Annotated in this window: 12 protein-coding genes; 5 read left to right on the forward strand and 7 right to left on the reverse strand. The window is 40.9% G+C overall.

Annotation, left to right across the window (positions count from 1 at the left end):
- Positions 1–338: 338 nt before the first annotated feature.
- Entirely contained in the window at positions 339–2,756 is a 2,418-nt protein-coding gene (locus JQC92_RS13195) for a penicillin acylase family protein (protein ID WP_205000071.1), read from the reverse strand.
- A 414-nt stretch (positions 2,757–3,170) separates the two neighbouring features.
- On the opposite strand from JQC92_RS13195, the gene JQC92_RS13200 reads away from it, so the two are divergent.
- Positions 3,171–3,329 (forward strand): hypothetical protein, encoded by a 159-nt coding sequence (locus tag JQC92_RS13200; RefSeq protein ID WP_205000072.1) that lies wholly within the window; start codon positions 3,171–3,173, stop codon positions 3,327–3,329.
- A gap of 48 nt (positions 3,330–3,377) precedes the next feature.
- On the opposite strand, the gene ccmE is transcribed toward JQC92_RS13200, so the two are convergent.
- The 5 genes from ccmE to ccmA are packed head-to-tail and all read right to left on the reverse strand — an operon-like array spanning position 3,378 to position 6,144.
- On the reverse strand, positions 3,378–3,854 hold the full coding sequence (gene ccmE / locus JQC92_RS13205) for a cytochrome c maturation protein CcmE (protein WP_205000073.1): 477 nt from the start codon (positions 3,852–3,854) through the stop codon (positions 3,378–3,380).
- Positions 3,844–4,050 carry a heme exporter protein CcmD gene (gene ccmD / locus JQC92_RS13210; protein WP_205000074.1) on the reverse strand — a complete coding sequence of 69 codons (207 nt, stop codon included), beginning with the start codon at positions 4,048–4,050 and terminating at the stop codon, positions 3,844–3,846. The genes ccmE and ccmD overlap by 11 nt, the downstream gene beginning before the upstream one ends.
- Complete coding sequence (locus tag JQC92_RS13215) at positions 4,050–4,796, reverse strand: heme ABC transporter permease (protein WP_205000075.1); 747 nt, start codon at positions 4,794–4,796, stop codon at positions 4,050–4,052. Before JQC92_RS13215 ends, ccmD begins: the two co-directional genes overlap by 1 nt.
- The gene (ccmB, locus tag JQC92_RS13220; RefSeq protein ID WP_239480556.1) at positions 4,797–5,501 is read right to left on the reverse strand and encodes a heme exporter protein CcmB; all 705 of its coding nucleotides are present in this window, start codon (positions 5,499–5,501) and stop codon (positions 4,797–4,799) included.
- Complete coding sequence (ccmA, locus tag JQC92_RS13225; protein ID WP_205000076.1) at positions 5,494–6,144, reverse strand: cytochrome c biogenesis heme-transporting ATPase CcmA; 651 nt, start codon at positions 6,142–6,144, stop codon at positions 5,494–5,496. Before ccmA ends, ccmB begins: the two co-directional genes overlap by 8 nt.
- A 327-nt stretch (positions 6,145–6,471) precedes the next feature.
- Between ccmA and JQC92_RS13230 the strand changes: the two genes are divergently transcribed.
- Positions 6,472–6,810, forward strand: coding sequence for a c-type cytochrome (locus JQC92_RS13230; protein WP_205000077.1), 339 nt, complete (start codon positions 6,472–6,474; stop codon positions 6,808–6,810).
- Between the two features lie 60 nt (positions 6,811–6,870).
- Here JQC92_RS13230 and ccmI read toward each other — a convergent pair whose 3' ends face one another.
- Positions 6,871–8,094: a c-type cytochrome biogenesis protein CcmI gene (gene ccmI / locus JQC92_RS13235; protein WP_205000078.1), complete on the reverse strand. Its 1,224-nt coding sequence runs from the start codon at positions 8,092–8,094 to the stop codon at positions 6,871–6,873.
- 247 nt (positions 8,095–8,341) lie between these two features.
- Between ccmI and JQC92_RS13240 the strand changes: the two genes are divergently transcribed.
- The 3 genes from JQC92_RS13240 to nrfF are packed head-to-tail and all read left to right on the forward strand — an operon-like array spanning position 8,342 to position 11,414.
- Positions 8,342–10,330: a heme lyase CcmF/NrfE family subunit gene (locus JQC92_RS13240; protein ID WP_205000079.1), complete on the forward strand. Its 1,989-nt coding sequence runs from the start codon at positions 8,342–8,344 to the stop codon at positions 10,328–10,330.
- A 20-nt stretch (positions 10,331–10,350) separates the two neighbouring features.
- Positions 10,351–10,905 (forward strand): DsbE family thiol:disulfide interchange protein, encoded by a 555-nt coding sequence (locus JQC92_RS13245; protein WP_205000080.1) that lies wholly within the window; start codon positions 10,351–10,353, stop codon positions 10,903–10,905.
- On the forward strand, positions 10,905–11,414 hold the full coding sequence (gene nrfF / locus JQC92_RS13250) for a heme lyase NrfEFG subunit NrfF (protein ID WP_205000081.1): 510 nt from the start codon (positions 10,905–10,907) through the stop codon (positions 11,412–11,414). Before JQC92_RS13245 ends, nrfF begins: the two co-directional genes overlap by 1 nt.
- The last annotated feature ends 338 nt before the right edge of the window (positions 11,415–11,752 follow it).

Genomic DNA, 11,752 nt, shown 5'->3' on the forward strand with positions numbered 1-11,752 from the left:
CTAATGCGACTTTTAGTATTTTGTTCCTTGCTTCGTAGACTCTTTTAATCTCGAAAATTTTGATTAGTTAGATTCCGCTCTGTTTATTCGTGTTCTTAAGTGCATGTATCTGCGACACGCCAGATCAGTACATTATTAGATTCCCCCTTTTGTCCAATAAATGTCATGCGGCCTTAATACTCATTTTATGTTTGTGCTTTTCTTTGTGTGCAGCCAGTACTTCAATATTTTTAATGTCAAAACGGTATAACATTGTATAAGGTGGAAAATAGGCTCTATTGATAATAGAGCCTGCTGAGGAGGGTTTGTTGGTGATTAATACTGAGCTATAGTGATTATTAATGCTTTGGTAGAAGAATTAAGTGATACTCTTCAGGGCCCGGAAGGAATGGACTGTCAGTTCCATTAGCCCAGTTATTGAAGCCATCCTTGTAAAACGGTGATATCGGGTTGCCACTTTGCCCGCCTGACATATGAAAAATACCGCTTTGTTCATTTCCTGGTGACACAATCATTCGTTCTGACACACCCGCTGTTGGTCTTTGCGCTTTTGGCATATAACTGTCACCACTTAGCGGAATGTGTGGCATATCGAGCCAACTTCCAATAATCGGTAAAGCTCGGCTTAGCGGATGATTAATTTCTGCAGTATTTCGACTGCCCCAAGTAGCCAACTTTAAGGCTTCAACAGGTTTAACGTTGTACTGTTTGGACAATTGGGTAATCACTTTATCGATTGACTTTAAGAATAGTTGATCCCAGTTTTTGTACTGAGGACTCAGCCAGTTTATCGGCTTGTCTTGATATAGCCTAAGCAGCATTTCTCTTTCATGATTTGCTCCTTGTATCCAGGAGTCTGGTATATCTTTCACTTGAGAGTCACTATGTTTCAGTAAGTATCGACCAATACTTTTTATCACTGTCATATTCAGAGTGTCGTGAAACTCTCTTACTAGACGATAGCCAACATCGTTTGGTTCAGCTCGACCTGACCAGTTTTGAACATAACTTAAGAAAGCACCGCGTTCTGGGTGGCTTTTTAAGTTGGCCTGTTTCAGCGTTGCGAGAATGATCTTACGCCAGTTATTCATATATAACGCACGGTCATCAAGTGCTACGTCAAGTAAGTCTTTTTCGTTGAATTGTTTAATATTGAGCAAAGCATTTCTGATTTGCTTTTGTCTTGCCCCCAGTGCATAACCGCCGTCACCTAATTTGGCTAAATCATTTCCTGAGGCCACTCTCGCATTTGCTGTCCAAATTCGGTTATTTTGAGGATTTATGATTTTTGGGTACTCGGACTTTGCTAGTAAGTTTTCCCAGTGTTTATCAGCCAGTTGATAAGGAATTGGCAAGCTACTATCAACATTATCCCGTTCTGGTAATATGCCTGCAATGGTCCAAGCAATATTGCCTTTGTCGTCTCCTACAGTGAAGTTTTGTGGAGGGATCCCAGACTTATTTGCGATGGCAATGGCTTGCTTTATTGTGTTGGCTTTTTCAAGTTCCAACATATTCAAATTAGTCGACTTTGGATTGTATGCTGTCCAAGCGGTTGCAAAAGTATCTGTGGTTAGCGATGAAGGCTTTGTCGGCCCCCAATGTGTAGTTTGGTATTTTACTTCTACTGACGGCTCATCTTTAATATCAATTGTGTCATACCATGTGTCAAGTTTGGCTCGGCCTTGGTTTGTATAGTATTCATTGCCATTGATCTTTAATTTAATTAAATCAACCCAGTCTCCATAACTATTAGTAAAAGCCCAAGCAATATGACCATTACTCCCTACCACGATGTTTGGTAAGCCGGGTAAAGTCACTCCAGTAACTCGAACTTGCTTTGCGTTTGGTTGTTTTATGTTCTCTGGATAACTGATTTGTGTTCGATACCATACAGTAGGTACTCTGAGCCCAAGATGCATATCATCTTCAATAATTGCATGGCCTGTGGTGGTAACTTTCCCTGATACGGCAAAGTTGTTACTGCCTAAGTATCCATCTGGAATGAGCTTTCCTGTCAATTTGGCATAGAAATCACTCGGCTCTGATCTTAGGTTTATTTCGTCCTTATTTGGAATCGGTTGCTGCTGGTAACCATCTGCAATAAGAGGAGAGTCCCAGCGGGTTTTTTCAGGTGAAATGAAGTCCAATATTTTTTGTGATGATAACGTTTTAATGAGTCCTTTCGTTTCGTCAATTTTGCCTTTTGAATCATTTAGCTCTAGATACATACTGAACACAGTCAATAAGCTATCCTGCATTTTCCACGGCTTAGGCTTGAGGCCAAGCATCCAATATTCGAATGGTTTGGTATGAAGTGCTTCTAAACCTGCATTTACCCCGTTAGTGTAAGCACTAAGAATGGCTTTTTGTTCAGGAGGTAAAAGCGCAATTGCTTCTGTAGCGATTTTCCTGAAACGATGTCGGCGTTGTTGTTTATCGAAATCAAAAGCGATCCTACCAAACATAGCAGACAGTTCTCCAGCTGAATTTCTTCGAGACAGATCCATTTGAAAAAAGCGTTCTTGACCGTGTAAGTAACCCGTAGCAAAAGCAACATCGCTTCTCGAACTGCCAGTGATCACCGGGACACCATGAGCATCACGTTTTATTGAAACAGAGTGATGAATGCCTGGTACTTTTTGTTCACCATTCAATTGAGGCAAGCTCATATATAAGATGGAATAACAGGCTAAGGAAATAAAGAGTACAGCTATGAAAAGTAAAATGAAGGTATTTCTGATCCAACGAGACATGCTAAACCTCTTTAGCTTATTGAACAGGCGACAAAAATTGATATATCTAACTTACTCTTAAAGCTGAAATTATTCTAGTTGGTTTTGTAAGGTATTGAAATAAATAGAGTAAAACACTATTATTAAAGTAAATTAATTTTTAGATTTATATAAGTCAAATTTTTGTTCAAATAAACCAGTGTAAAGAAGTGTAAACATGGGTTTCTAAACAATTAACTATTGTTCATGTAGAGAACTTTAACGACGCTGTTGTTCCTAATACTTACAAGCATATTCCTATATGTGAAAAATATTCGGAGTCTTTTATCTTATTTTTTTAGCTAATACTTTAGCGTTATATATCGCCAATTATTCTGTAAAAAAATAAATCAGACTCAACTCTATAATCACAATAGGAAGAGATAAGGTGTAATTATGGGATTCAGCTTTTCGATATCACAAAGAACAGTTAAAAACTATTATGATCAAGCATATAGTCATGAACAAAATACTATTTCTGATGATGTTGTACACACTGATAAGTCGTTGGCACGTGCCGATAACATACTATTGAGGTTTATCGTTCATCATTAATGAAGAGTCTGTCTAATCAATTAAACAACTTCCCTGTCGCTCAATAAATTACTTCTCAGAAGACGGATACTCCAACTTCTTATGATCCTTACCCATGGCTTCAGCAACTTCCGGCGGCATGTAATTTTCATCGTGTTTCGCTAACACTTCTGTCGCCTTGAGAGTGTGAGGACCAACAAGTACACCTTGAGCAACAATGCCTTGGCCTTCACGAAACAAATCGGGCAACAGGTTATCGTAAGTGACCGTAATTTGCTTTCCGGTAGCGTCATGTACTGCAAACTGAACATGCAAACTATCTGGATCGCGCTTTAAAGAGCCTACTGTTACCATGCCACCAATACGAATGCGCTGGCCGATACTCGGTTTTTGGCCTGTATCCTTCTTCCCCATCGTGACTTCAGAAGGCGTATAGAACAAATTTAAATTAGAATTCAGTGCATAAAGCAGTAACGCAATTGCTGCAGCAAAACCAATAACTAATGCAGAGGCCAGAGCCAGTCGCTTTTTACGCCTAGGATTCATTCTTTTTTCTCCGTATATCTTTTAAACGCTGTTCACGCTCGAGTTTGGTGGCAATTTCTTTAAGAATTTTACGCTCTTTGGTAGCGCTAAAGAAAATTAAAATCAGTAAACTTGCAAAGCAGACCCCAAATGAGGCCCAGACATAAGCAGCGTAGCCTCCCATTTGAAGAAAGCTCTGTAGTGAGTCGAATTGCATTATTTGTTCACCTCTTTTATCGCCATGTCTTTAACCCAAGGGCGCATACTGCAACGGGCTATAATTTCAGCCTTAAATCGCATGATAGTAATTGCTCCGATCATTAAGCCAAAACCAAAAATATTCAGTAATAATGGGTGCAACATATCGCCAGTAATCGCAGACTTTTCGGTGATCTTAATGGTTGAACCTTGATGCAATGAATTCCACCAATCCACTGAATACTTGATGATTGGAATATTAATCACGCCTACAATAGATAAAATGCCAGCAGCACGCGAAGCAATTACTTTATCTTCAAATGAGTTGTAAAGTGCAATCACGCCTAGGTAGAGAAATAATAGCAAGAGTTCGGAAGTTAATCGTGCATCCCAAACCCAGTAGGTGCCCCACATAGGTTTACCCCAGAGAGAACCTGTGATCAAGGCAATAAACGTCATCACTGCACCGATTGGAGCCATTGAAGCTGCAGCCCAGTCTGCCATTTTTAACTGCCAGACCAAACCAATGAATGAGGCGATAGCCATACCGACGTACACTGACATCGACATAGATGCTGCAGGGACGTGAATAAAGATGATGCGATAACTATCACCTTGTTGATAATCCGTTGGGGCGAATAAAAGTCCCCAAATCGTACCAACAGTGACCATTGAAAAACCTAAAATGGCAAACCAAGGGAACAGTTTTGTAGAAAGTTGGTACGCACGTTCGGGTTGCGCATAAGGATGAAGCCATTTCCACATTTAATTTGTACTCACTTTTAATGCTGCACCAATTGCAAAAGGTGCCAAAGTTAATGAACCGACTAACATTGCCGCTATTATAGCCAAATGTCCGCTGTAGGGTAAGCCCATTCCTGCAGCATCAATTGCACTAGTTGCAAAGATAAGTACTGGAATATACAAAGGAAGGATCAACAAACTCAGTAAAACACCGCCTTTATTAATTCCCACTGTCAAAGCTACACCAATAGCACCTAATAAGCTTAAGACAGGTGTCCCCACAAGCAGTGTTAATAACAGTGCTGTGTAAGCGTTCGACTCTAGATTTAACAGTAAGCCGAGCAGAGGAGCAATGATCACCAGCGGTAAGCCTGTTAATAACCAATGCGCAATCACTTTTGCTAACGCAAGTATGGGCAGAGGCTGTGGACTTAATAGCATTTGCTCCAAAGTACCATCGTTAAAATCAGCTTTAAATAAACGTTCGAGTGAGAGCATTGAAGAAAGCAGTGCTGCCACCCAAATAATGCCTGGTGCAATTTTGGTCAAAGTGTTTGGTTCAGGGCCAATGCCCAATGGGAACAAGGTAATCACCATGACAAAAAACAACAGCGGGTTAAAAATATCACCTCTGTGACGAATGGCTATAGATAGGTCACGTTTCAAGACGGTAATAAAACCTTGGCTGTAACTGATATCGTGTTGCACTGCAGTTCCTTTAGTCATCTAGATTACCTAAGCTAATACGTTTTATACGATCAGAACTTATAACGCCTAAATCTTGATGGCTGGTTAAAATGACACAGCCGCCATTGTTAGCGTGCTCAATAAAGCGCTTTTCTAGATTCTCAACTCCGAGCTTATCTATTGCAGTAAAAGGTTCGTCTAGAATCCAAATTTGCGTATTGGTATCCCACAGGCGTGCAAGAGCTGTCCGGCGATGTTGGCCTGCTGACAGATGACCAGCTAAAGCATCTTCGAAGCCATCTAAGCCAACTTGCGCTAACGTATCTTTTATTTCGTGTTGATATTGACCACTCAACGTGAGGTTAACTTTCAAATTCTCTGCTGCAGAAAGTTCGGGTTTTACACCAGGCTTGTGACCGAGATAAAGCATATCTTGATGATATTCTTCACTCACTCGCTCGATATTGTGCCCATGAAAAAGTACTTGGCCATCATAGGGGCGTGACAGGCCTGTAAGAATGCGTAATAAACTGGTTTTACCCGCACCATTTGGGCCTTCAATTTGAACGATATCACCTGCGAGAATCTCAAAACTGAGCTCATCGAATAGTATACGTTCTTCGCGAATACAGGTGAGCCTATCTGCAGCGATTAACGGGTTCTCAGAAGTCGTTGTTGTCACAGCACTCTCTAACGCTAGTGTCTTTATTTGAATGGCGGTCAGTTTAGCACAAAGCCTGACGAAGGTTACAGCATAGTAAAAAGACTTTGATTTACTGCAAACAATACCTAAATCCTTTTACATTTTAACTAAATTGATTGAACCCAAGCTGTCATCAATATTAAGTTTTTGTGTAATTAGTGAGCATGATCACGATATTGTGTATACTTTTTAGTCATAAGCATGCGTTTTGTGCTTTAAAAAAGTTACTTTAATTGGGTTTTAACCTTTAAACCCGGCATTAATTACAAGATAAGAGTGTGAATTTCTGTATTAGGAACGTTTAACATGAAAAAACAATTAGCAATGATTGCAGTAGTAGCAAGCGTGTTTTCAGTAAATGCATTTGCAGCAAAGGATGGTAAAGCAACGTATATGCAAGCTTGCCATGTGTGCCACGGAACAGGTTTAGCTGGCGCCCCAAAAGTACATGACCAAAAAGCATGGAAAGAAAGATTTGATAAAGTAAGTAGCGTTCCTCAAAGCGGTGGCAAGAAAGGCATGGATGGCCTTGTTGCTGTAGCGTTAAAAGGTAAAGGTGCAATGCCACCAAAAGGGACATGTGTTGCATGTAATGCCGATGATCTAAAAGCGGCAATTGAATTTATGATGAGCAAAGCGAAATAGTTTTTCTCATTCATAAAAAAAACCGGCTTAGGCCGGTTTTTTTATCTCTGAAAGATACGATCAATCAGAAATTAACGTATCGAGTTTTAGTGTAACTTTCCCACCGACTTTTACATTTGCAGCTCTACCCTGCAAATCACCGGCCTCAGGCTTAAATCGTCCATTTTTAGACAGTAGCGCAATGATATCAACGGTCTTGATGTCACTGAAGGTAACGCCAGTGCCTAATTCATTTGCTTGTGTCAGCTTTAAGAGCGTAGGGAAGGTTTCATGCTCTGCTTTATAAGCGGCAATCGGAACAATTTTGTCACCAGAAGTACGTGCAAAGACAAATAACGTGTCATTAGGCGAAATCTTATCTTTCAGTTCATCCGCAACAGTTACTTCAACTTCAACGCCTAAATTCGGGTCGATAGGTTTCGGTGGATGTTCAAGGCGGTTCTGAGCTTCAGCAATGGCATTTTTCACTGCTTCACGATCAATATCTTGACGTTCGCTATTCAGAATTTTATCCCATGCAGTGATGGCCTGTTGGTAGTTGGACTCAAAGAAAGCATTCATACCGACTAAAAGTAACGTGGCGGGATCACCTGAATCCAGTTTCAGTGCTTTATCGATTATGCTTTGAATCGCAGGAGTCATTGTTTGGTTATTCTTATAGAACATCGCTGTCGCTTTAGGTCCTAAAAGCTCAGCAGTTTCACCATCGATGCCAATTGCTTGGTCAAAAGCATGTATCGAGTCGTCATAGCGACCAAGAGACATATAAGCATGACCAAGACTGAACCAGGTCTCACTGTCTTTAGGGTTCTCTTTAACTTGCTGCTCCATTAGCATGAGTTGCTGCATCGCCATTTGTTCAGGCGTCATACCCTCATGACCTTGGGTTATGGTTGGCACATTCTGGATGATGTCGTACGAACCGAGTTTATTGTATAAATAACCCGTCACAGACAGAATTGTAATGCTCATGATGAGCGGCCAAGCAGGGTTTCGTTTTACGATTTTTGTTGTGACTTGTTCTTGCTCCGCAGACTTAACGTCTTGCAACAGAGTAATTTCAAGCTCTTGCTTTAAAACATCAAACTCTTCTTGATTGATGGTGCCGTCCACTAAGTCCTTCTCAACAAAAGCGAGCTTTTCTTGGTAAACTTCAAGGTTGGCTTGTTGTCTTACGTCTTCAACAGTATCTGAAGGTAGGCGTTTTTTGAAAAAAGGAAACCAAATAAGAGCAAAAGTGATAGCGACAAAAATAATCGCAAAAATCCAAAACGTGGTCATCATAAAGCGTCTTTTTGTTAATTAAAAAATACGGCTAAACCGAATAGGTTGGGCGATTATACGTCAATATCATTGAGTGAACTAGATTTTCATCAACTTTGATGAGATTAAACAAATTTAATACTTGTAACAAAATGCGTTAAAATAGCAGACAAGATACGCCATTAGTTCTAAAATAGCCGCAGTTTTATTCAATGCTCATTCAATCCAAATAAAATAGTGTTTGAATTTGCACAAGTAGGAACGCATCATGATCCCTGAACTCGGACACTTCGCTTTAGTCCTAGGCTTAGCGTTTGCTTTGTTATTGTCTGTAGTGCCACTTATTGGTGTTGCTCGCAATGATGAGCTACTCACTCGATACGCTTGGCCCCTCACTTACGGTATGTTTTTCTTTGTCGCAATCGCCATAGGCATTCTCGGCTATAGCTTTGCAACCGACGATTTCTCCATTACCTATGTCGCCGCTCATTCAAACTCGCATTTGCCTGAGTTTTTTAAGATAGCGGCAATCTGGGGGGGGCACGAAGGTTCACTATTATTCTGGGTGTTCACCTTGTCGTTATGGACAGCATCGGTTGCGCTATTCAGTAAGAGTATTGATGTCCGTTATACGGCACGTGTACTTTCTATATTGGGTATTATCGTTACTGGCTTCTGTTTGTTTATGTTGCTGACCTCAAATCCATTTGAGCGCTTGTTTCCCATGCCGCTTGAGGGGCGTGATTTGAATCCAATGCTGCAAGATGTTGGCTTAATTTTCCATCCACCGATGCTTTATATTGGTTATGTTGGCTTCTCAGTAAGCTTTGCGTTTGCAATTGCGGCGTTGATGAGTGGTCGATTAGATTCTGCATGGGTTCGTTGGAGCCGTCCTTGGACATTAGCAGCATGGACTTTCTTAACTGGTGGTATCGCATTGGGTTCTTGGTGGGCATACTATGAGCTTGGCTGGGGTGGATGGTGGTTCTGGGATCCGGTGGAAAACGCATCCTTTATGCCGTGGCTTGTAGGAACGGCACTGATTCATTCCTTAATTGTGACTGAGAAAAGAGGGACGTTCCGTAACTGGACCGTACTACTTTCAATCTTTGCCTTTAGCTTAAGCTTATTGGGAACCTTTATTGTACGTTCAGGTGTATTAACATCGGTCCATTCTTTTGCCGCTGACCCAAGTCGTGGCTCATTCATTCTGTTATTGCTCGCCATTACGATTGGTGGCTCACTGACATTATTCGCTTTCCGAGCGAGTCAAATGCGTAGCCCAGCACGTTTTCAGTTATGGTCGAAAGAAACGTTACTGCTCATTTGTAACCTGCTTCTTTCTGTTGCAGCAGCAACAGTATTGCTTGGTACGCTTTACCCAATGTTGATTGACTCATTAGGCTTAGGGAAAATCTCTGTTGGTCCTCCTTATTTCAATGCGATCTTTGTTCCGTTATCACTCATGACATATGTGTTTATGGGTATTGGTCCAATCATTCGCTGGAAGAAAGCGAAGCAAGGCGAGATAAAAGCAACCTTACTTATCCCAGCAATTGTTGCAGTTGTACTTGGTTTTATCGTCCCATTCATTGCAGGTGGAAAATTTGAAATTTGGGTCGCACTAGGTGCATCAGCAGCTATTTGGGTTGTGCTTGCAACAATAAAAGCAGCGCAGAAAATGGCAACAACGACACAAGGCAAATTTGAATGGTCTCGCCTAAGTCGTAGTCAAAAAGGGATGTTATTCGCTCACTTTGGTATGGCTGTCACTGTGGTCGGTGTAGCAATGGTTTCACACTACGATGTAGAGAAATCAGTACGAATGGGGCCAGGAGCAAGTGCTGAACTTGCAGGTTATACCTTTACATACGATGGTATGAAACAGCTTAAAGGGCCAAACTACACCGCAAACCAAATGCAAGTCAAAGTAACTGAAGGTGACAAGCTGGTTACTATCCTTAAGCCTGAACGCCGTCAGTATAACGTTCAAGTGATGAGCATGAGTGAAGTGGGTATCGATTGGGGTATCTTCCGCGACTTATATGTCACCATGGGTGATCCGGTGGGTAGCACAGACTTTGCTGTACGCTTAAACTATAAACCTTATGTGCGTTGGATATGGTTTGGCGCTATCTTTATGATGATTGGTGGTATTTTGGCTGCTACTGATAAACGTTATCGTAATCGTGTTACTGCTAAAAGCAAAAAGGACATCAAGAATGATGAACCTAGCGGCAGTCTCATTACACAATAAAGAACAGAAGCGGAGAAAAGATGAAGAAAATTGTACTTTTTATACCTTTAATACTTTTTGCAGTGCTGGGGTTCTTTTTATATCAGGGGCTTTTCCTGAATCCACAGCAATTAGACAGTGCCTTAGAAGGTAAAGCTATCCCAGCATTTCAACTTGAAAAGCTGGAAGACACAAAGCAAAGCATTACTAATAAGGATTTAGTCGGTAAAGTTTCATTGCTTAATGTTTGGGGCACATGGTGTCCTTCATGCAAGTTTGAGCATCCATATTTAATGAAGCTTAAGAAGCAAAACATTTTACCTATCTATGGCATCAATTATCGTGATGAACGTGACGATGCTTTAGAAGAGTTAAAAACAATGGGTGATCCTTACAGCATCAATATTTTTGACCATACAGGTAGTTTAGGTGTCGATCTTGGTGTTTATGGTGCGCCAGAAAGTTTTGTTGTTGACCATAAAGGGGTTATTCGATTGCGCTTTGCAGGTCCAATTGATGATTACCAATGGAACAATAAACTCTTACCATTAATTAAGAAGTTGCAAGCAGAAGCCAAACTGGATGGAGCACAGTAATGAAAACGGCCGTAATGAAAAAGGCATTGATGCTGTTAACCCTAGCTTTCATGTTTACTATAGGTCGAGCCGTTGCAACACCAGTCGATACCTATCAATTTAAAAGTGAAGTAAACCAAAAACGCGGAATCGCATTGGCTCGTTCGATGCGCTGTCCACAGTGTCAAAACCAAGATTTGGTAGATTCAAACTCTCCAGTGGCGCACGACTTACGTCTTCAGGTATATAAGATGGTGGATGAAGGGCGTAGTGATTCAGAGATCATCAATTACATGACTCAACGCTACGGTGACTTTGTACTCTATAACCCAAGATTGGATGGTAAGACTTATTTGCTATGGTGGGGACCATTAGGCCTATTGATTGTTGGCGCTATTGTGGTTGGTCTTTTCGTTCGTCAGCAAAGAAGTAAGCGCGAAGATAAGCCTGCCTCTTTATCTGCAGATGAACAAGCTCAGCTAGATGAACTACTTTCTGGTAAAACAGAAACGCATGAAAAAGACAGCTAACGATCGATTCATACCAAAATAGAGATAAAAAGGGCATTTTAGCCCTTTTTTTATACGTAACGTTCAATAAAAAAACATCCAATCACTTTTTTGTGTTTTTCTTTCAAAAAGGGGTTGCACGGTTTCAGAATCTCCCTATAATGCGCATCCACTGACACGGCACAACAGCTTCTTAAGCGATTAAGTAGCAAGGTTGGCGAGTCGGGGTTTGAAGCAAGTTCGAGTCAAATTGAACACACTTTAAACGGTCGAAAACTTTCTTTAAAATAAGTTTAAAAAAAGTGTTGACGACCACAGGGAAATGCGTAGAATACGCAGCCCTAGCCCGCTGAGAACAA

Origin of the sequence: Parashewanella hymeniacidonis, assembly GCF_016900895.1 — a bacterium.
GTDB lineage: Bacteria > Pseudomonadota > Gammaproteobacteria > Enterobacterales > Shewanellaceae > Parashewanella > Parashewanella hymeniacidonis.